The following is a 20,388-nucleotide window of genomic DNA, read 5'->3' as shown; positions in this document are numbered from 1 at the left end:
TATATAGGATAATTAATATAATGCGGATAGCTCCGCAGTTTCATAAAAAAGGAGTGAATATATTCACTCCTTTCTTGATTTACTTCCTTTTTTCGAACGATATTCTTTCCCTTTATTATCATTACCCGTCACAAATTCCGAACTAAACTCTTGTTGAAATTGCCCTGTTTTGGGCGATCCTTGATTTCCACTCCCTTGACTACCATTACGATTTGTCATTTTCCTTCCTCCTTTCATATTGGTAGTATGTCTTTCCGATCTCAATCATACACATTATATTCTTCAATTTCATGACATACATTTTTTCATATTGATTCTTCTATGAATACCCTTCCCTACCACATGGACTATGTCCTACACGCGCTTGAGGAAGGAGACTTCTGCTGGAGTACTGTTAGAAAACCATGGAATTCATCTCATTTTATATACAGTGAAACAGCATTGGCTTTCTTTGGCTCACAAATAGCGAATAAATAAAAAACTTCCCAAAGACAGGGAAGTTTTTTCAACTAATCACAGTTCATTCTATTTCTTTCTATATTAGTTTTTTTGAAATAGATATCATTACGTGCATCTCTTCTTCAGATAAAGCTGAAAATCTTTCTTTTAAATACTGCTTTTTAGCTAATTCCATTTTCGCAACTAATTCTTTTCCTTGATCCGTAATTTCCAAATATACCACGCGGCGATCAGATGTAGAACGGGAACGTGTCACAAAACCTTTGTTAATTAGCTTTTCTGTAACAGCTGTAATATGACTATTTGATACATGCAGTTCATTCGCTACGCGAGAAACCATCTCTTTTTCATTACGATTTAATATACGGAGTACGAGAAACTCATTCCATGGTATGTAATCTCCAAAAATCTTCCCAATATCATTACGCAATGAACGAAACATAGCAAAAACATTTGCAGATAAATCCTCCATTAATTGTTCACGATTATGAGACACTGTTTACATCTCCCTTTTACTTCATATAGTTAATTAAAAACTTTATTAATCATATTACCGTATATCTTACATTTTGTCATCTTTTTCCCCACAAAGTTTCTCATATCATATTCACCTATTTGACTGATGCGTTTCCAAAACGAAACACATTTAGAAAAAATCCTCGTCCTTCACTAGAGCACGTATCATTTATTACCTATTTGGAAATAAATGATACAGGTTGCTTTTCTCACATGCTGAAACCCACATCAGCCACAAAAAGGGTGCGATTTGTCGCACCCTTTTTGTGTGTATTTCCAATTATATATACATGTTATAATAGATAATGAAATATTTTCCATACTGCAAATACATTGGAGGTATATGATGAATTCAGATGAAGAAAACTTTTCCGATTTTAGTAGAAAAGATAAAATAATTGCTATCAGCACGATTACCATTTTTATATTTCTTGCTTGCGCATTTATTTTCTTTGTCTATGTTGGTATTTTCCGTCTTATCGGTGTGGAATATACATCGCGAACTGCACTACTTCTCTTTTTTGTATTAATTCTTATACTAGATTGGATTAGTAATTTTTTAACGTTATTTTTCAAAGTACTGTTAACCCCCTTACTTACACACACAGCAAAATGGATAACCTTTTCCGTTTTATCTCTTATAGAAATTTCAATTAGTTGGATTGCAATTCACACTGCAGATGATTGGATGGAAAGTGTTACAATTTCAAATAAAGGAGAGCTACTTATTATCCTTGCCTTTTTCATTTTGGATAAAATATGGCCTGATGATAATAAAAAGAACAAGTAAGATTACAAGCTTTTCTTAATAAAAATTGATACAATAAAAGCAAAATATACAAAAGAGGTGTTACATATGACATTACAACAATGGGCCGATAAAGGTATGTCTTTTGATACATACGTAAATAACATGACTGTAAACCAATACGAATTACTACATATTTATAATAACTTTTTAATTCCGAATGAATTATTGCCTGTTTTAGAGGAGCGTCAACATGATGGATGGCGCGTTATCGTATTAACAGCTGACTGGTGCGGTGATGCCCTTCTATGCGTACCAGTTATGAAGCGAATTTGCGAGGTTGCAAATATTGATATGAAATTATTGATCCGTGATGACAACCTAGAATTAATGGATCAATACTTAACAAACGGAACAGCTCGTGCTATTCCAATCTTTATTTTCATTGATAAAGATGGAAAAGAACAAGCAGTATGGGGGCCACGCGCTCCAAAAGTACAAGAATTAGTCACTTCTATGCGTGCTACATTACCTGAAAAAGATGACCCACAATTCGAAGAAAAACAGAAAGAAATGTATGCAAATTTCCGCGCTACATTAGCTGATGACACTTCACTTTGGGAATATGTCATGGAAGATATGATTAAAAAAATCGTAAAATAAAAAAACTGCCAAATGGCAGTTTTTTTTATCGCATAATGAAGAAATAGAACACCGCTGCTAAAATAAAGCGATAATAAGCAAATGGTGTTAACTTTACACGAGCTAATAATTTTAAGAATGAAACAATCGCAAGCATTGCTACAAGGAAAGCTGTAATAAAGCCAGTTGCAAACAATGTGATATCCGCTGAACTTAATACGTCCCAGCTCTTAATTAAATCTAACCCTGACGCTGCAACCATCATCGGTACCGCTAAAATAAATGTATATTCAGCTGCTGCTGTGTGAGATACACGAGCTAGTAATCCACCACTAATTGTAGATCCAGAACGTGAAAATCCTGGCCATAACGCTAAACATTGGAACATACCAATTGTAAACGCTTGTTTATACGTAATTTCATCTAATGTTTTTGCTGTACTTGGTCTTGAAAACTTCTCAGCAACAATCATTAAGATACCACCAACGATTAAACTAATAACAACAGGTCCTGGTCCAAATAAAACTTTTTTAATTGTACTATGGAATAACACACCAAGTACCCCTGCTGGAATCATACCAATAATGATATGTAATAAGTTTAAAGATGGTCCTTCTGTTACTTTTCCAATTCCAACTAATGACCATAAACGTTTCCAAAATACAACAACAACTGCTAAAATCGATCCTAATTGGATGACAACTTCAAATACTTTTGCTCTATCATCTTCAAATCCAATTAAATGTCCTGTTAAAATCATATGTCCTGTTGATGAAACCGGCAAAAACTCCGTTAATCCTTCAACAGCTCCCATGATTAAACCAATTAACCAATCAGCCACAAATAGTGCCTCCTTAATACCTTATATGTACTTTTTTCACACCTTATCATAATACCTTATCCTTTTCCAAAGTGCATCTTTTTTTTCATTCTTTCAAAATATAACAATGCACTCACGTATGTGTATTTCTTTTCTATTTTCTTGTTAAATTGTATGATAGAAAGAGTTTGGTCCTACATAGAAAGGAGCTTTTATGAAAGAAACAAATACATTCTTACAAAAAATAAAACAATTTGTATTACTATTTTTTCCGATTTTTGTGACGCAAATGTCTTTATTTGCAATGAGTTTTTTTGATACCACAATGTCAGGGCATGCAAGTCCTACTGATTTAGCAGGCGTCGCAATTGGAACAAGTGTATGGATTCCAGTTAGTACTGGATTAACAGGAATCTTAATGGCTACTACTCCTATTATTGCTCAGCTTGTTGGCTCAAAACAAAAAAAGGCTGTTCCTCATATCGTAATACAAGCCGTATATTTAGCAATTGGGGTTAGTTTACTTGTTATTCTCATCGGTACCTTTGCCGTTTCACCAATTTTAAAGGGTATGCATTTAGAAGAACCTGTTGAACATATCGCTTCTCAATTTTTAAGTATTATTTCAATTGGTATCATTCCTTTATTTGTCTATACTGTATTGCGTGGTTTTATTGATGCATTAGGAAAAACGCGTACAACAATGATTATTACACTGCTTTCCTTACCTATTAATGTCATTTTAAACTATGTATTTATTTTTGGTCATTTCGGTTTTCCAAAACTAGGAGGCGTTGGTGCGGCAATTGCTTCTACTGCAACATATTGGTGCATTTTATTTATTACCATTATTATTATCTGTACGAAAGAACCATTTGCATCTTTTGGTATCTTCAGGCGCTTATACAAACTTTGTATTTCATCCTGGAGAGAATTATTAAAACTTGGGGTGCCTATCGGGTTTGCCATCTTTTTTGAAACGAGTATTTTCGCTGCCGTTACACTTATGATGAGTAATTTTAATACAACAACAATTGCTGCGCATCAAGCAGCTATGAACTTTGCTTCACTTTTATATATGACACCTTTAAGTTTAGCAATGGCTATGACAATTGCGGTTGGTTTTGAAGTTGGAGCAAATCGCTATACAAATGCAAAACAATATAGTTTTATTGGAATTGGTTTGGCGCTTGCTTTTGCCTTATTATATTCTATCCTACTTTTTTTCTTTGACGATCAAATTGCTTCTATTTATACAACAGATATTGCTGTTCATGATTTGGCAAAAGAATTTCTCATTTTCGCCATTTTATTTCAAATTTCAGATGCAATTGCTACTCCCGTACAAGGGGCACTCCGCGGTTATAAAGATGTGAATATGGCTCTCATTATGACACTTATTGCCTACTGGATTATCGGTCTACCGCTCGGGTATATATTGGCAACCTATACTTCTTGGGCAGCGAAAGGCTATTGGATTGGTCTTATTATCGGACTTGCATTTGGAGCTACCTTCTTACTTATTCGTCTCTTTCAAGTACAACGTAAATATACATCGCAAGAAAGTCACTAATCATAGTGGCTTTTTTCTTCATGCATAGTTCCTCATTAAACGTGTAACATAAAGAAAAAGAAAGGTGTAAATCTATGGATGAAAAGAAACAAAAGCAGCACTATGACGAGGAGTTTGCTCCTGAAATCTCACCTGGATACAGGCAAGATGTTCATAAACCACCTCAATATAAAAATACTTCAACTTCATTCTTAATTGGAATTGGTATTTTCGGAGCAATATTACTTGTACTCATTATTTTTGTCTACTTTTAATGAAAGGGGAATTATATATGGCAAAACAATCCTCACTCTTTTCTAAAAGAGTTGTTAAAACACAAAAAGGATATGCAGGTGATTCTGTAAATGTGCATAAACAAGTAGAACAAGGAAATTTAGAAATCGCAAAAAAAGAAATTGGACAACAAAACGAAAACCTATGAATGTCCCTTCCTTATAAGTGTTTGCTTCTGTTGGCATACTGTAAAAACGAAAACGCCCCCAGCCTTTGGGGACGTTTCATTCTACATATTGCCGCTGCTCTGCGATCTTGAATATATGATTTTCTTTTACAATCCTCATTTTATAATTTAAACTCATCTCCTCTCTCTTACCATTCTCAATACCTGAAACATAAGCTATGGCATAATAAGTAAAGGTTTCACCTGATTCTTCACATATTTCTTCATTAGAAAATTTATACTCTAAAGTATGAAAACGATTCGGATAATAATTTCTTCATTAATTGTTCATAACCGCTCTCTTCACTATCTTCCTCAAATATTTCCATTCCTATCTTTTTTATCTCCTCTTTATCCTGAATAGCAAAGACAGATAATTGCGCTGTAATAAGATACTCGCCTATTCTCTTCTTTTCACCAAAGGTTAACTGTTGTACTTCTTTTCTCTTTAATCTCTCAGATATTTGATACTGACTTTTCGGCTTGAATTTCGCAAAAGCTTGAATTTTATACATTCCTAAAAACAAAACACAAACGAACAATATCAGCATTGCCATCTTTTTGTTTTTCTTTCGCATCATGCACCCTCTCTATTCAATCATTAATATTATTTTACCACAAAGAAAGAAAATTCTGTTATTATGACATTAACCTAACTGATCTAAAGGAGAAATGAGGAAAATCATATGTACTCTTACAGGCAATATATACAACAAGCACTACCGAATACCACCATACACTCTTATGAACAAAATGAGAATGGATGGGATAATGTAGCGATTATTATTAATAATGAATGGCTCTTCCGTTTCCCACGTAAATCCGAATATGCAGAGCGAATACCTCTCGAAAAACAACTATGCGAATTCCTTTCTCATTCATTACAAGAGATAGAAGTCCCCCAGTACCGTGTTTTATATAGGAGCGAATCAGATTTCATTCCATTTTGTAGTTACTATAAACTCATTCATGGAGAGCCCTTAACAACACAAACAATAGAAAGATTAACTGCAACAGAACGAGAAACAGTTATCACGCAACTTGCTACCTTTCTCGCTTCTTTACATACCATCCCGATAGAAGATGCTGTAAAATGGGAGTTTGCTGCTGAGAAGCCTATCTCATATTGGCAACAGATTCAAATGAAATTACACGATTATCTCGCACACACACTTACATCGTTAGAAAGAAAAATTTTTGATTGTTTATTCGAGGTTTTTTTTGAACATATACATGCATCTGATTTCAAAAGAACCATGATCCACGCTGACTTTACACATCATCACATTTTATTTGATGAGGAGAAGAGAAGCATTGCTGGTATTATCGATTTTGGTGATGCCCGAATTGGAGATCCTGCCTTTGACTTTGCTGGATTATATAACGATTTTGGTAGTGGGTTTACAAATGACATATATAAACAATACTGCAACCTCACTCCCCATCATGATTCATCTTTCTTTAAGCGGATCATTCAATTTTACCAATACAGTCCATTGCTTCACGGTCTTGTTAATGGCTTTGAAACAAATAATGAACGGGAAATAAAAAAAGAATCTAAAGCATTTACAAACCATACTTCAGGGAACGAATTAACTTCTTTCCCGACTCTCTTTTTCCTCATACATCATTAACTTTTTATCCATTTCTACAATTAATTTATACATTTGAAAAGCCTGCAAAATTTGCAATTGAATAGAGAAAGGAGCCTGTTGTTCCTTTAACCATTGAAACACCTTCACTTCATTTGTCATGAATTGACCCTCCCATTACGAAGTTTTCCCTACATATATACCGTAAATGATGAAAAGCTTTTCATGTCAATAATAAAAAGGATGCAATTTTGCATCCTTTTAATGTAATATAGAATCTCTATAATTAGGTGTCTCTTGCTCTTCATCTACTTTACATTCATTCCGAAAAGCACAGCCATTACATTCAGAGCGAACTGTACGTTCTGTGTAATGTTCTGGTTGCTGTAACATCTCTTTCATCCTATATAAATCGTCCATTCCATCTATCATATCTTTCTCTTTTGGAACATAGCTATACCTAGTTCCTTCTATTAAATTAACAATTTCAATTTTTTCAGGGAGAACTCCGAAAGCTTTATAACTAAAAACAGCCATTAGCTTCTGACAAAGAGCCCGCATCTCTTCATTTGCATCAACAACATACTTTTTAATTACAAACGATTGCGCGGACCATTCACCAACTTCAAATGTTAATGAGATATTCACACCTAAATCTTCCATATATGTTTGTAATTTTTCATATAAAAATAAAGGCGGTGTTTTACTTGCATCATTTTTTACAAACTGTAATAGATGGTCCGTTAGCTTTGCAAGAACAATATAGTATTCGGCTTTAGAAGAGAACATTCCAATACGCACTTTACTCCAATGTCTTTCTAATAGTTCTAACAGGCGCACTGTCGTTTGTTTTTCTGCTGGTGATGTGTAATAGTGACAAATAATTTGATTTACAACCACTTGCACCATTTGTTGCCATTCAAATGAAGAAGGTTCTCTTCTTTTTATATGGCGAAAATAAAACTTATGTGGACAACGCATAAAATCATATAAATGATAATCTGTCATCGTTTTAATTGATATTTTCCCCTGCACCCATCTTCATCTCCCTCTCGCCATTAAGAAAGGTGTTTTACAAATTCAGCACCAAATTGAAGGCAGTTCTCTACATCTTCATCTTCCGGCGTTAATTCTACTTTTAAGCCTTCCAGTACAACTTCAGCACCGCGCTCTCGTAACTTTTCTTCTAAAATATCAACAGCTGCTCCGTATTTTGGATAAGCAGAATCACAAGATCCAAATACTGCCGCTTTTTTACCTGCTAATTGAATTTCTTCCATTTCATCATAAAAATCTAAGAAATCATCAGGAAGGTCACCATCTCCCCATGTATATGCTCCTAAAATAATTCCATCATATTCTTCTAGCATAGAAGCTTTTGGTGTATCCATGATATCAATTACTTCAATCTCATTTCCTGTCTCACGAATTGCTCCAGCAATATGATCAGCCATCTCTTCTGTATTTCCACTCATACTTGCAAAAATCATTACTAACTTATTCAACTGACTCTCTCCCTTGATTATGTATATCTTTTTCTGTTTTATTTGTTTTCTTCTCATCTACATATTCAGCACGAATTACATTTCGTTGCCATTCTATATATTTATCTTCATCTTTAAATTCTTTCTGTCCAAGGCGAAATGCTTTCCTCATCTCTCCCTTACCCATTCTTTTATCTGTCTATTTCGTTGATAATAATTATCAATTTCAACTATACAACTAGATTAATTGAAAATGATTATCAAAGTCAATACCTATTTTTAAAAAAATAATGAAAAGGTACAAGCTTGTCCGCCAACTATTCATATACTATAAATGAGCATAGTTCTTTCTCAGCCCTCTCTAACGGAAAGAAATAAAAGCAACTGCGTTAATCGCAGTTGCTTTTTTTTATTGTTAAGCTTTTAGTAAATTCATTGTCGCTTGTAAAAATAACTTTGCACCGTCAATTAAAGCTGATTCATCCACATCAAATTTTGGATGATGATGGGGATAACAAGTCTTAATTTTCGTATTTCCAGTTCCTAATTTAATAAAACAACCTGGAGCTTTTCTTAAATATGCAGAAAAATCTTCCCCTCCCATTGAAGGAGCAAGTTTTACAATTCTATCTTTTCCAAACAACTCTATCGCACTTTCTTCTACTATTTTTGTAATAAATGTATCATTGATTACTGGGTCATATCCATAACGATATGTATACGTATACGTTGCACCATGTGCCTCTATAATCCCTCTAACAATTTTCTCAATCTTCTCCTCCGCTTCTTTCCTCAAAGTTTGATCGAAAGAGCGGACTGTTCCCATCAAATATGCTGTACTTGGAATAATATTATCCGCTGTTCCTCCATGAAATTGTGTTACAGAAACAACTCTTTGCATAAAAGCGCTTGTATTTCTAGATACAATATGTTGTAAGTTTGTAATGATTTGTGCACCAACTGCTATCGGATCTATCGTTTCTTCCGGCCTAGCAGCATGTCCCCCTCTTCCTTTTACTTCTATTGTAAATACATCGGGGGCAGCCATCATCGGCCCATATACAATCCCAATCTTGCCTGTTTCTAACCCAGACATAACATGCAAGCCAATAATATAATCCACACCGTCCATGACACCAGCTTTCACCATTTCCTGCCCACCGCCAGGATATACTTCTTCGGCATGTTGAAATAAAAGGCGAATTTCCCCATCCCAATTCTCATTCATATTCCCTATGGCTTCTGCTGCACCTAATAAAATAGCTGTATGTGCATCATGTCCACATGCATGCATAACTCCTGGCATAACCGAGGCATATGTTTTAGATGTCTCTTCTTGAATTGGCAAGGCATCCATATCTGCACGAATTGCTACTACTTTTCCATCCTTATTCCCTTTTTTCTTTGCCATCACACTGTATGGTGTCGGTCTTGTCACCTCAAAAGCTGCAAATGAACACAATGTATCATATATAAATTGTGAAGTTTTTTCTTCTTGGAATGATAGTTCAGGAAATTGGTGAAGATGCCTCCGCCACTTTATAATATTTTCCTCTGACACATGTTTCTGCCATCCTTTGCTTACATACTCCATTCCTGCCAACCTCCTTTTCACTCTTCACATTTCTTATTTCACTGTGATAATTCCATTTCCTTGTGAGATTTTCATTTATAAAATAGACTTATACATTCCCTACTTATTAAAAAAAGACAAACCCATTACAAATTCATACAGAATGTAATATAATTGCTAAGTTAGGGATTTTCTTTTTTAGTATTTAGTGCTACTATCAAAAAAGAGCCTTTTTGTCTTATATTTACCTAAAATGTGGAATTTTGTTTTTTTTCACAAAGATGTAGGATATGATACCTACAAACAGTTATTATTTCATAAGAGAGGGAAAGACATGGAAAGATTAAAAGAGATATGGTCTCGACCACTCACACAATGGTTTGCAAAAACTTTTTATTACCTTGCAATTTTGTTTGCTTTGCTTTGGTTGTATGGTTTCCATGATACAAACACAAGCACATTTATTTACAATGAATTTTAGGGTGGGAACGTTATGAAGTTATTAGAACAAATCGAAAAGTGGGCAGTTGAAACTCCTGACCAAACCGCTTTCGTTTGGCGAGATGCGAAAATTACGTACAGACAATTAAAGGAAGACTCTGATGCGTTAGCACATTGGATTTCTTCTGAGTATGCAGATGATCGCTCACCAATTATGGTATATGGCCATATGCAGCCTGAGATGATCATTAGCTTTTTAGGGTGTGTCAAAGCTGGACATGCTTACATTCCAGTAGATTTATCTATTCCAACTGATCGTGTACAGCGTATTGCTGAAAGTTCTGGTGCGAAATTACTTCTATCACCAGTAGAAGTGTCAGTAACCGATTTACCAGTTCGCATCATATCTGAAAACAACTTAAAAGATATTCTCTTTACTCATAAAGGAGAAACACCCAACCCTGCACATGCTGTAAAAGATGATGAAAACTTTTACATTATTTATACGTCAGGGAGCACAGGTAATCCAAAAGGTGTACAAATCACGTACAATTGTCTTGTAAGCTTTACAAAATGGGCTACCCAAGATTTCAACTTACAAACGGGACAAGTATTCTTAAACCAAGCACCTTTCTCCTTTGATCTATCTGTGATGGATGTTTACCCATCATTAGTAACAGGTGGTACGCTTTGGGCAATTGATAAAGATATGATTGCACGTCCAAAAGACTTATTTGCTTCTTTAGAACAATCTGATGTACAAGTATGGACATCCACACCATCTTTTGCAGAAATGTGTTTAATGGAGCCATCTTTCTCTGAAAGTATGCTGCCGAACATGAAAACATTCTTATTCTGTGGTGAAGTATTATCAAATGACGTAGCAAGAAAACTAATTGAACGCTTCCCGAAAGCTGCAATTATGAATACGTATGGTCCAACAGAAGCAACTGTAGCTGTAACCGGCATTCATGTTACACAAGAAGTCGTTGATACATATCAATCACTTCCAGTTGGTTACTGTAAATCTGATTGCCGTATTCTTATTATGAAAGAAGATGGTACGATTGCACCAGATGGTGAGAAAGGTGAAATCGTAATTGTTGGTCCAAGCGTAAGTGTTGGCTATTTAGGAAGCCCTGAATTAACAGAAAAAGCATTCACAGTTATTGATGGCGAACGTGCCTATAAAACAGGTGATGCTGGCTATGTAGAAAATGGTCTCCTTTTCTATAATGGTCGTCTTGATTTCCAAATTAAATTACATGGTTATCGAATGGAATTAGAAGAAATCGAACATCACCTTCGCGGTTGCTCTTATGTAGAAGGAGCTGTCGTAATTCCGATTAAAAAAGGTGAGAAATACGATTACTTATTAGCAGTTGTTGTTCCAGGAGAGCATTCGTTTGAAAAAGAATTCAAATTAACATCTGCAATCAAAAAAGAACTCAATGAGCGATTACCAAACTACATGATTCCAAGAAAATTCATGTATCAACCTTCTATTCCAATGACACCGAATGGAAAGGTAGATCGCAAAAAATTATTGAGTGAGGTTACAGCATGACCGCATATGGATCATTTTATTTTTTCGCCATAGTGGGCATTTTATTAATACCTACTATTATAGCCGGATTAAAAGGTAAAATGTTGCGCAAATATAATGCCGTTCTAACGCTAGTCATGCTTGCAATTATCTTCTCTGATAAACCAAAGCAAGCAATGATGTTAGCAGCCTTTATTATTTGGCAATACATCCTGATTAAAGGCTATTTACTATTACGAAAACAAAATAATAATACGTTCATGTTTTACATGGCTGTTATTTTATCGATTTTACCACTATTCTTAGCAAAAATCGCACCGTTTGTACCTGAATTAAAATTTGTTGTTTTTCTTGGTATGTCCTACGTAACATTCAGGGCAGTACAAATGGTATTTGAAGTTCGTGATAACTTAATTAAGGAGTTCACATTCTTTAATTTCTGGGAGTTCGTTTTATTCTTCCCTGCTATCTCGACTGGACCTATCGATCGCTATCGAAGATTCCAAAAAGATATTCAAAAACCGCCAAGTGCTGAAGAATATCAAAAATTACTATACACAGGGATGAACCGTATTTTCCAAGGGTTTCTGTATAAATTTATAATTGCTTATTTACTACAGAAGTATTTTGTTGATGCAGTATTTGCAAATCAAGATACGTTTTTATCTAATGTTATTTATATGTATAGTTACAGTTTATACCTATTCTTCGATTTTGCTGGTTATAGTGCATTTGTAATCGGTGTCAGTTATATGATGGGTATTAAAACACCAGAAAACTTTAATAAACCTTTTATCAGCCGTAATATTAAAGACTTCTGGAACCGTTGGCACATGAGCTTATCTTTCTGGTTCCGTGACTTTATTTATATGCGCTTTGTCTTTTTCGCAACAAAGAAAAAGTTAATTAAGAATCGATATACGATTTCATATATCGGCGCATTTTTGAACTTTTTCATTATGGGAATTTGGCACATTTTAGGTGAACATGTATATCAATACATTATTTACGGCCTATATCATGCAGCTCTGTTTATTTTGTTTGATATTTTCGAACGAAAAAACAAAAAGCATAAGTTTTGGCCAAATAATAAATTCATGCATGTTCTTGCGATTGTAATTACATTCCATTTTGTATGTTTCGGTTTCCTTATCTTCTCTGGTCACCTTAACAGATACTTTTAATGAATAACTTCTTTTCTTACAGTTAAGAAGTTACACATAACATATTTCGGATATAAAGGAGATTTTAAAAATGGCAGAATTCAAAGATCAAGTATTAGATATTTTAGAAGAAGTTTGTGAAAATGATATTGTAAAAGAAAATCTAGATGTACAATTATTTGAAGAAGGTATCCTTGATTCTTTCGCTACAGTATCTTTATTAGTAGAATTCCAAGAACGTCTAGATATCGAAGTATCTATTTCTGATTTTGATCGTGATGAGTGGGCAACACCAAACATGATTATTAAAAAGTTGGAAGAAATCCGATGAAAAAAGCAACTTTTGGACCGATGCTCTTAGCATTGGCCCTTTTTGCTGTATTCCTACTTATTCCAACACGCTTCCTACTTCCACTTGTAAGTGATAAGAAAGTAGAACAAGCAGCAACTTCTTTAAAACAAGAAAAAATACAAAGTATGGTTTTACAGCAAAAAATGTTAGAAGATCCGAAATACCTTCCGATGTATGGTTCATCGGAATTTGCAAGAATGGATGCTTTTCATCCATCCAATTACTTTAAAGTAAAACCTGAAGGATTCACACCATTCCTTCTTGGACGTGGTGGAACACAAGACCTGATCCATGTGCTAAACTTCGCATCTACAATGGATCAATTAAAAGATAAGAAAATGGTCTTTATCCTTTCACCACAATGGTTTGTACCACAAGGAATTGATGAAACACACTTTGCACCTAATTTTTCTAAACAACAAGGCTATCATTTCCTTTTCAATAATGATCTAAAGCCTGAAATGAAAAAACAAATTGCAAAACGCTTATTAAACTTTGAGATTGTAAAGAAAGAGACGCTATTAAAAATATCTTTAGAAGGTATTGTCTATGATGATCCAAAGCACAATATTAAAGCACTTGCGGCAAAGCCTTTCGCTTATCTTTACCGCAATATTTTAGATCGTAAAGACATCTTTACAGCAATGTTTAATATTAAACCGCATAAAGAAAATCTCGATCCGTCATTAAAACAAATGAACTGGAATGAAACGCGTAAACACGCAGATCAAACTGGTAAATTAGAATCTCAATCAAATGAATATGGTATCGAAGATGATTACTTCAATAGCAAAATTAAAAAGAAATTGAAGCAACGACAAGGTTACTTAAAAAATGATGCTTATGACCAATCTCCAGAATATGAAGATTTACAAATTGTACTTGATTTATTAAAACAATCAGGTGCAAAACCACTCTTCATCTCTGTTCCTGTAAAAGGCCCTTGGTATGATTATGCTGGATTCCCAAAAGAACGACGCGAATTATACTACAAGAAAGTTCATGAGCAAATTAAGCAAGCTGGCTATCCAATTGCTGACTTCTCAAATCACGAGTATGATAAATATTTCTTAAAAGATCATATGCACTTAGGTTGGAAAGGCTGGGTATACATCGACGAAGCCATTCAACAATTTCATAAGGCAAACTAAAAAAAGACCGCTTGAATTATTCAAGTGGTCTTTTTGTGTATAGATTTTGTAATTTTTCTACTGTGCCTTTTACTTCTCCTATCACCTGTTCAATAACTTGCTGTGCTGACCCTTTTCTTGCTAACGAAGAAGCTTGCCCAGCCCAAAGTGACATATATTCCTCTTTATTTTGCTTTGCAGCTTCTTGGCGTATTTTCGAAGTTAATACATTTTGCACTGGATACATTGGAAGTCGTTCTTCTTTTTCTTTATGTTGCTCTATAAATGGATTTCGAATTCCCCTTGCATACTTTCCAGAAAACGATCTCGTTACAAGTGTACTTGTATCCGTACTCTGTAGCACCGCTTTTTTATGTGCATCATGTGCAATACTTTCCTCACTTGTTAAAAATGCCGTACCTAGTTGAACGCCTTCTGCACCTAATGCATAGGCTGCAACAACACCTTGTCCGTTCATAATGCCTCCTGCGGCTACAATTGGAATATTGGATACAGCCGCTACCATTTGTGGAATTAGTGCAAATGTGCCAATCATAGAGTCTTGTTCTTTCCCAATAAAAGTTCCGCGATGTCCTCCAGCTTCGCTACCTTGTCCAACAATTACATCTACTTCTAATTCAGCAAGTACCTTTGCTTCTGCCACATTTGTTGCTGTTCCAACTACCTTTATACCCTCTTTCTTCAATAGTGCAATCTCTGCTTGTTCTAACGTGTGAAATGCAAAGCTGACAACTGGTACTTTTTCTTCTATTAATACTTGCAGTTGTTCTTTATAACTTTTCGGAAGTTGCAAAGATTCATTCTGCTCATCTATACCTAATTCTTTTCGTATCGGCTCTAATAAACTTCTAGCTGCTTCTACTTTGTCTTCGTCAATTTGTATTTCCTTCGTCAATAACAGATTAACCGCAAACGGCTTATCTGTTAATTCTCGTATCTTATCAATAGATTGACGAATTTGTTCTGGGCTCATATAACCAGCCCCAAGTGTCCCAAGTCCACCACAATTACATACAGCCGCAACGAGTTCTGGTGTTGTAATCGCTCCTGCCATACCTGCTTGAATAATTGGATATTTTATTTGTAATATATCAGTTACTCTACTTGTAAACATCGTTCTTCTCCCTTCCTATGTCATCTTATATCTTCTTGATTCAACAAGCTTTTCCTTCTTCAAAAAGGATTGAACTACTTATAAACGAATATATTGAAAGTGAAGGAGGAGATGACATGATTCAGCCAAATGCCTTGCAACAAGGCGATACGGTAATGATTATTGCTCCAGCAGGGCCACCAATACTAGAGCACGTTCTTACCGGAAAAAAAGTATTAGAAACAATGGGACTATCCGTAATAATTGGTCAAAGTGTTTACGAAAAATACGGCTATCTCGCCGGGGATGATACAATCCGTCTTCAAGATTTACATGAAGCATTTGCAACTCCTAAAGTCAAAGCCGTTTTTTGCGCAAGAGGTGGGTACGGAAGCGGCCGTCTACTTCCCTATATTCAATATGAGCTCATCCGAAATAATCCAAAAATTTTTTGGGGATACAGTGACATTACTGCTTTACATATTGCTTTTTCACAATATGCAGGACTAGTTACTTTTCATGGACCAATGATTGAAGAATTAGGAAAAGGGATCGCTCCTCCCTCCTTATCTTCTTTCAATCAACTATTCCACCCATATTCAACTATTTTACCCGGGGCAGAATGTATCACGACTACACCTCCCTGTATTGTTTCTGCGCCATTAATAGGGGGGAATTTAACAGTTTTAGTAAGTACACTGGGATCACCCTATGAAATCAATACAGCAAATAAAATTGTATTACTTGAAGATGTTGGAGAAGAGCCGTACCGCATTGATCGCATGTTCAACCAATTGCGCTTAGCAGGAAAACTGCAGGAATGTGCAGGAGTTGTCTTCACAAGCTGCCATGATTGTATAGCCTCAAAACAATCTCTATCATTGCAAAACATATTATATGACTCTCTCGCTTCTTACAACATCCCTGTATTATTTGGGCTTCCTATTGGACATATACAACCGAATATCGGAATCCCTCTTGGTGTGACTGTTACAATGGACACTGAAAAGAATACACTTTCTATTCCTTCCGGTGTGAATTTTATATCAAACTAAAAAGCAATTTTCTATACACTTTTTCATTTACACAAAAAAGGAAAAGCATATATCGCTTTTCCTTTTTTTTTATGTTCCCTTATGCCGAGTTGCCTATAAAGGGCTAACACAACTTTTTATTTATAATAATTAAAAATACGTCCAGATGCTATATCTGCAATTTCTTCCGGAATAAATGTTTTGCTAAGCTTTGTGCCAACATTCAATACCGCTGTTGCTTCTTTATCTAGATTTTCAAATAATTCTTTTCCACGTATCGTAATAAGGGGCGTTTCTTCTGGCAACACTTCTTTCACAAATTCTAATTGTGTAAAGAACGGTACGATCCATCTACCCTCTCCTTGGAAATAACGCAAACGAAGTGTTCCTTCTGATTCAGAATCATCCGCTTCAATAGATCCAGCAACATAAAAATGAGTTGTTAATAGCAATTCATAAAATTCCTTTTGTTTTTGTTTATCTTCTTCTGCTAAAACGAGTACTGTTTCTATCTTCTTTACTGGAACTTGCTCCATATGCTGCCACCCCTGTTTTCAAAATGATTGTACTTTGATTATACAAAATATTCTTATTTTTTTCTACATAATTATTCAAATATTTTATTAAAATAGTATCAATCATGATTAATTATAACTGACCCCTCCTTACCTTCTCTAATATTCCCGATGTTGTAGCAATAGTAGCAAACTCTTCATGTAGATTCACAAGGGTCATATTATGAATTTCCTCTGCACAGTATTGTACACCGTCTGGTCCCTTTCGATTAAATGTCGCTGTTGCATCGCTTACTAAATACGTTAAAAAACCTAAATTGCCAGCCATACGAGTTGTTGTCTCTACACAGTGATTCGTGGTTAATCCAACAATAACAATCGACTCACAGTTTTTTTCTTTTAATTGCTTTTCTAAATCAGTTTCAATGAATGCGCCATTAACACTCTTTTGAATAATGATTTCACCTTGTAATGGCTGCACTTCTTCTTTAAAGTGAGTGGTTTCTGCATTTTGATAAAACATTGATTCTACATTTTCTTTGTTCACATGCTGAATATGAAATATTGGTAGCCCTCTTCTTCTCCACCCTTCTAATAAACGTTTCATATTTTCTTCTGCTAAAGGATTATTTCGTTCTCCCCAATACGGAAGATCAAATGCTTTTTGCACATCAATAATAATAAGTGCTGTTTGATTCGACATCATTGACCTCCTACTCTACTGGCTGTAATTGAAACAAAAATCCAAGTTGTTGTGAAGCAGTAATAAAACAAATATATGCACAAAGCTCTATAATCTCCGCCTCACTCCAATACTGTTTTAACACATCAAACATCTTATCATCTATCGCTGAACGATTATGTACAAATACATGTGCAAAGGTTACAGCAGTGCTAATCTCTTCTACCTTTTGTACATCATTCGGTTTTCCCTTTGCCATACAATACGGGCATTCATTTCCAAATGCGAGTGTTCTCCGCACTTGCTCCTTTAACTCTTCAGAAAGAGTTCCGGTTTCATATAACGTACTTTCTAAAGCACTCCAAGATTGTAATATATCTGGACGATGTCCTAATAATTTTTGAAATTTTGTTTCTCCTACATCTGATAATGAAATTCTCTCCATCATTTCTCCCCCTATTCTTTTCTATTTTATTGTAAAATAAAGTAGGTTCTTTTTACATTTCATATGAATCTGTATTTATATATTTTATTTACAAAAATTATTAATTTATTGGAGGTATATTTACAAATGCAATTAGATCGTATTGATCGTAAAATTTTAAATGAACTATATAATGATAGCCGTCTTTCCATGAGGGAATTATCAAAACGGGTAAACTTATCCGCCCCATCTACTGCAGAACGTGTTCGTAAGTTAGAAAGTGAAGGAATCATTCAAAAATATACAATTGATATTGATTATAAAAAAGCTGGACTTGTTTTAGACTGCATTTTAGAAATCACCTTAAAAAATGGTGATACAACGCGCATGCAACAATTCATTCAATCGTATCCATCCGCAAGTTTTTGTTATCGCGTAACAGGAAGCCTTTGTTATATCGTTAAAATTTCTGTTCCTTCATTAGTGGAACTTGAAGAATTTATTAATGATGTTTCTTCCTATGCAACAACCGTTTCTCATATCGTATTATCAGAAGTATCTCTTACTCCTGACATTGAACACATTTTTCCAGAAGAACAAAATTAATTTTTATTCATATTTTCATAAAAAACCCCTTACAAAAAGAATAAAAATGTTTTATTATGTATTAAAATACATAAAGTTCGAGAAAGGGGCATTACATTGAAAATTTGGTTTTACGAAAAGACGACTCAAGAAGATGATTTACTTGGTATTTGGGATAATGTTCCCACCATCCCTCGAATCGGGGAAAAGGTGGAAATTTTAAAAGCTGTTCGTACAGTGACAGATATTAAATATGTAAAAAACGGAAACAACTTCCACGTTGAAATTGTGATCCATTAAAATAGCAGCTCTCCTCAAATATATCGGAGAGCTGCTGCTTTTCATTTCTTATACCCTTATTGATGTTCTGCCTTTTTTATAACAATTTGATCATTCTCTACCGTAACCGCCACATAATCATTCTCTTCTAATCCAAGCTGATTCACAGCTTCATCTGGCAATTCTACAGCCATAAATCGCTCTGTTAACACGACCCGACTATATGTTTCATTTTGCTGCGATACTGATAGGATTTCCTTATCTTCATTGATAAAACGAAGAGGTGGTACCCCCACTTCTTTTACAGTTCGCCAATTCTTTCGAATAAAAGGTACTAACCATAGTAAACTAATAAAAATCACGACGAGCCCAATCCACAAATTACTTTGTCCTTGTAACTCAGCAATCGAAATGGCATCATTTGCTCCTTCACCACTCGTTAATTGGATTACAGTTGCAATACAATTATTCAATGCATGAACAGCAATATTCGTCCATATATTTTTCGTTTTTATGTAAAGAAGGCACATCACAACGCCAAATATAAAAGCACCCACAATATCAAAATGCCCTAAACCAAAAATAAGAGAAGACACAATTACTGCTCGTTTTATTCCCCACTTAAACGCCATACGCTGCAAGAAGAAACCTCGAAAAATGACTTCTTCCATAATTGGTGCAAAAATACATGCTGAAATGAAACTAAATATTTGTGTGTAAATATTGCTCATATCAATTGCACCATTATCATTCAGCATATCAACGAGAAAGTCAGGAACAATATGTGCTAGTATGTAAAATTGGATAAAAGATGCACCAAATGAAAAAATCATTCCCATTATAGTTGCAACTACGATTAACTTCCAATTTAATCGTGACAATTTATCAAAGAAACTAGTAAATATAATATTATTTTTTCGTGTTTTTACATATAACCAGAGTAGTGGAAATACAAAAAAAACTGAAATTTGCATCGCAACATCCATAACACTGTCTGAAGCTCCGGTAAAGGCAAGCGGCAACAACGTTACTAACATTCCTAAAATCATCCATGCAAAAAAACTACGAAGTCGTATACGTGAAAATGCGTACTGAATAAAAAACACCTCCAAGATGATATATTTACATTGTAATATGAATATCATTAAAATTCTTCCTATTTTTCTCAATTTATTTTCAATATATATATCTATTAAAATATAGGACAAGAAATCTATTTCTGAAATTTCCTCTTTGCAAGATTTTCTGTTAAAATAATAAATGTCGTTTTTATACTT

Annotated in this window: 26 protein-coding genes and 2 pseudogenes; 14 read left to right on the top strand and 14 right to left on the bottom strand. The window is 34.6% G+C overall.

Annotated features, from left to right (window positions below; genetic code table 11):
• Positions 1-63: 63 nt before the first annotated feature.
• Both HRG09_RS04320 and HRG09_RS04315 read right to left on the bottom strand, forming a co-directional pair.
• The gene (locus HRG09_RS04320; protein ID WP_000184937.1) at positions 64-219 is read right to left on the bottom strand and encodes a hypothetical protein; all 156 of its coding nucleotides are present in this window, start codon (positions 217-219) and stop codon (positions 64-66) included.
• Positions 220-535: 316 nt separating this feature from the next.
• Positions 536-955 carry a MarR family winged helix-turn-helix transcriptional regulator gene (locus tag HRG09_RS04315; RefSeq protein WP_174099521.1) on the bottom strand — a complete coding sequence of 140 codons (420 nt, stop codon included), beginning with the start codon at positions 953-955 and terminating at the stop codon, positions 536-538.
• 366 nt (positions 956-1,321) lie between these two features.
• Between HRG09_RS04315 and HRG09_RS04310 the strand changes: the two genes are divergently transcribed.
• Entirely contained in the window at positions 1,322-1,765 is a 444-nt protein-coding gene (locus tag HRG09_RS04310; RefSeq protein WP_174099520.1) for a YrvL family regulatory protein, read from the top strand.
• Positions 1,766-1,831: 66 nt separating this feature from the next.
• The gene (locus tag HRG09_RS04305; protein ID WP_174099519.1) at positions 1,832-2,386 is read left to right on the top strand and encodes a thioredoxin family protein; all 555 of its coding nucleotides are present in this window, start codon (positions 1,832-1,834) and stop codon (positions 2,384-2,386) included.
• A 25-nt stretch (positions 2,387-2,411) separates the two neighbouring features.
• Here the strand turns inward: HRG09_RS04305 and uppP are convergent, their stop codons facing one another.
• Positions 2,412-3,206: a bacitracin resistance undecaprenyl-diphosphatase gene (gene uppP, locus HRG09_RS04300; RefSeq protein WP_174099518.1), complete on the bottom strand. Its 795-nt coding sequence runs from the start codon at positions 3,204-3,206 to the stop codon at positions 2,412-2,414.
• A gap of 193 nt (positions 3,207-3,399) precedes the next feature.
• On the opposite strand from uppP, the gene HRG09_RS04295 reads away from it, so the two are divergent.
• From HRG09_RS04295 to HRG09_RS04285, 3 genes are all read left to right on the top strand, one after another.
• A complete protein-coding gene (locus HRG09_RS04295) occupies positions 3,400-4,758 on the top strand; it encodes an MATE family efflux transporter (RefSeq protein ID WP_174099517.1) in 1,359 nt (452 codons plus the stop codon).
• 74 nt (positions 4,759-4,832) lie between these two features.
• Entirely contained in the window at positions 4,833-5,012 is a 180-nt protein-coding gene (locus HRG09_RS04290) for a 2-isopropylmalate synthase (RefSeq protein ID WP_174099516.1), read from the top strand.
• Between the two features lie 17 nt (positions 5,013-5,029).
• Complete coding sequence (locus HRG09_RS04285) at positions 5,030-5,179, top strand: hypothetical protein (RefSeq protein WP_174099515.1); 150 nt, start codon at positions 5,030-5,032, stop codon at positions 5,177-5,179.
• 76 nt (positions 5,180-5,255) lie between these two features.
• On the opposite strand, the pseudogene HRG09_RS04280 reads toward HRG09_RS04285, so the two are convergent.
• Positions 5,256-5,778 (bottom strand): annotated as a pseudogene (locus HRG09_RS04280) (biotin transporter BioY).
• A 105-nt stretch (positions 5,779-5,883) separates the two neighbouring features.
• Between HRG09_RS04280 and HRG09_RS04275 the strand changes: the two are divergent.
• Positions 5,884-6,793 (top strand): annotated as a pseudogene (locus tag HRG09_RS04275) (aminoglycoside phosphotransferase family protein).
• Here HRG09_RS04275 and HRG09_RS04270 read toward each other — a convergent pair.
• The 5 genes from HRG09_RS04270 to HRG09_RS04250 all read right to left on the bottom strand — a co-directional run bounded on the left by HRG09_RS04270 (position 6,790) and on the right by HRG09_RS04250 (position 9,867).
• On the bottom strand, positions 6,790-6,951 hold the full coding sequence (locus tag HRG09_RS04270) for a hypothetical protein (RefSeq protein ID WP_174099514.1): 162 nt from the start codon (positions 6,949-6,951) through the stop codon (positions 6,790-6,792). The pseudogene HRG09_RS04275 and the gene HRG09_RS04270 overlap by 4 nt on opposite strands.
• Positions 6,952-7,050: 99 nt before the next feature.
• Positions 7,051-7,824, bottom strand: coding sequence for a hypothetical protein (locus tag HRG09_RS04265; RefSeq protein ID WP_174099513.1), 774 nt, complete (start codon positions 7,822-7,824; stop codon positions 7,051-7,053).
• A 23-nt stretch (positions 7,825-7,847) separates the two neighbouring features.
• The gene (locus HRG09_RS04260; RefSeq protein ID WP_174099512.1) at positions 7,848-8,294 is read right to left on the bottom strand and encodes a flavodoxin; all 447 of its coding nucleotides are present in this window, start codon (positions 8,292-8,294) and stop codon (positions 7,848-7,850) included.
• Positions 8,287-8,445, bottom strand: coding sequence for a hypothetical protein (locus HRG09_RS04255; protein ID WP_174099511.1), 159 nt, complete (start codon positions 8,443-8,445; stop codon positions 8,287-8,289). The genes HRG09_RS04260 and HRG09_RS04255 overlap by 8 nt, the downstream gene beginning before the upstream one ends.
• A 243-nt stretch (positions 8,446-8,688) precedes the next feature.
• Entirely contained in the window at positions 8,689-9,867 is a 1,179-nt protein-coding gene (locus tag HRG09_RS04250) for a M20 metallopeptidase family protein (RefSeq protein ID WP_174099510.1), read from the bottom strand.
• A gap of 313 nt (positions 9,868-10,180) precedes the next feature.
• On the opposite strand from HRG09_RS04250, the gene HRG09_RS04245 reads away from it, so the two are divergent.
• The 5 genes from HRG09_RS04245 to dltD all read left to right on the top strand — a co-directional run bounded on the left by HRG09_RS04245 (position 10,181) and on the right by dltD (position 14,499).
• Positions 10,181-10,327, top strand: a complete 147-nt coding sequence (locus HRG09_RS04245; RefSeq protein ID WP_003206349.1) for a teichoic acid D-Ala incorporation-associated protein DltX — start codon at positions 10,181-10,183, stop codon at positions 10,325-10,327.
• 12 nt (positions 10,328-10,339) lie between these two features.
• Positions 10,340-11,854 carry a D-alanine--poly(phosphoribitol) ligase subunit DltA gene (gene dltA, locus HRG09_RS04240; protein WP_174099509.1) on the top strand — a complete coding sequence of 505 codons (1,515 nt, stop codon included), beginning with the start codon at positions 10,340-10,342 and terminating at the stop codon, positions 11,852-11,854.
• Positions 11,851-13,017 (top strand): D-alanyl-lipoteichoic acid biosynthesis protein DltB, encoded by a 1,167-nt coding sequence (dltB, locus tag HRG09_RS04235; RefSeq protein WP_174099508.1) that lies wholly within the window; start codon positions 11,851-11,853, stop codon positions 13,015-13,017. The genes dltA and dltB overlap by 4 nt, the downstream gene beginning before the upstream one ends.
• Positions 13,018-13,087: 70 nt before the next feature.
• Positions 13,088-13,327 (top strand): D-alanine--poly(phosphoribitol) ligase subunit DltC, encoded by a 240-nt coding sequence (gene dltC / locus HRG09_RS04230; protein ID WP_174099507.1) that lies wholly within the window; start codon positions 13,088-13,090, stop codon positions 13,325-13,327.
• On the top strand, positions 13,324-14,499 hold the full coding sequence (gene dltD, locus HRG09_RS04225) for a D-alanyl-lipoteichoic acid biosynthesis protein DltD (RefSeq protein WP_174099506.1): 1,176 nt from the start codon (positions 13,324-13,326) through the stop codon (positions 14,497-14,499). Before dltC ends, dltD begins: the two co-directional genes overlap by 4 nt.
• A gap of 16 nt (positions 14,500-14,515) precedes the next feature.
• On the opposite strand, the gene HRG09_RS04220 is transcribed toward dltD, so the two are convergent.
• Positions 14,516-15,613, bottom strand: coding sequence for an NAD(P)H-dependent flavin oxidoreductase (locus HRG09_RS04220; protein WP_174099505.1), 1,098 nt, complete (start codon positions 15,611-15,613; stop codon positions 14,516-14,518).
• Between the two features lie 116 nt (positions 15,614-15,729).
• Here HRG09_RS04220 and HRG09_RS04215 point away from each other — a divergent pair, with 116 nt between their 5' ends.
• Positions 15,730-16,647 carry a S66 peptidase family protein gene (locus HRG09_RS04215; protein ID WP_174099504.1) on the top strand — a complete coding sequence of 306 codons (918 nt, stop codon included), beginning with the start codon at positions 15,730-15,732 and terminating at the stop codon, positions 16,645-16,647.
• A gap of 116 nt (positions 16,648-16,763) precedes the next feature.
• Here the strand turns inward: HRG09_RS04215 and HRG09_RS04210 are convergent, their stop codons facing one another.
• The 3 genes from HRG09_RS04210 to HRG09_RS04200 form a co-directional block, all read right to left on the bottom strand.
• Positions 16,764-17,162, bottom strand: coding sequence for an SseB family protein (locus HRG09_RS04210; protein WP_174099503.1), 399 nt, complete (start codon positions 17,160-17,162; stop codon positions 16,764-16,766).
• A gap of 112 nt (positions 17,163-17,274) precedes the next feature.
• The gene (locus HRG09_RS04205; RefSeq protein WP_174099502.1) at positions 17,275-17,844 is read right to left on the bottom strand and encodes a cysteine hydrolase family protein; all 570 of its coding nucleotides are present in this window, start codon (positions 17,842-17,844) and stop codon (positions 17,275-17,277) included.
• Positions 17,845-17,854: 10 nt separating this feature from the next.
• Complete coding sequence (locus HRG09_RS04200) at positions 17,855-18,271, bottom strand: carboxymuconolactone decarboxylase family protein (protein ID WP_254610021.1); 417 nt, start codon at positions 18,269-18,271, stop codon at positions 17,855-17,857.
• Positions 18,272-18,394: 123 nt separating this feature from the next.
• Between HRG09_RS04200 and HRG09_RS04195 the strand changes: the two genes are divergently transcribed.
• Positions 18,395-18,853: an Lrp/AsnC family transcriptional regulator gene (locus tag HRG09_RS04195; protein WP_174099500.1), complete on the top strand. Its 459-nt coding sequence runs from the start codon at positions 18,395-18,397 to the stop codon at positions 18,851-18,853.
• Between the two features lie 96 nt (positions 18,854-18,949).
• The gene (locus HRG09_RS04190; RefSeq protein ID WP_174099499.1) at positions 18,950-19,132 is read left to right on the top strand and encodes a DUF3913 family protein; all 183 of its coding nucleotides are present in this window, start codon (positions 18,950-18,952) and stop codon (positions 19,130-19,132) included.
• Positions 19,133-19,188: 56 nt separating this feature from the next.
• On the opposite strand, the gene HRG09_RS04185 is transcribed toward HRG09_RS04190, so the two are convergent.
• The gene (locus tag HRG09_RS04185; RefSeq protein ID WP_174099682.1) at positions 19,189-20,208 is read right to left on the bottom strand and encodes a CPBP family glutamic-type intramembrane protease; all 1,020 of its coding nucleotides are present in this window, start codon (positions 20,206-20,208) and stop codon (positions 19,189-19,191) included.
• Positions 20,209-20,388 lie beyond the last annotated feature (180 nt).

The sequence above is a fragment of the Bacillus sp. Xin1 genome (assembly GCF_013314535.1).
Lineage (GTDB): Bacteria > Bacillota > Bacilli > Bacillales > Bacillaceae_G > Bacillus_A.
The sequence above is the reverse complement of the archived record's forward strand: the minus strand, read 5'-3'. Positions and strand labels throughout refer to the sequence as shown.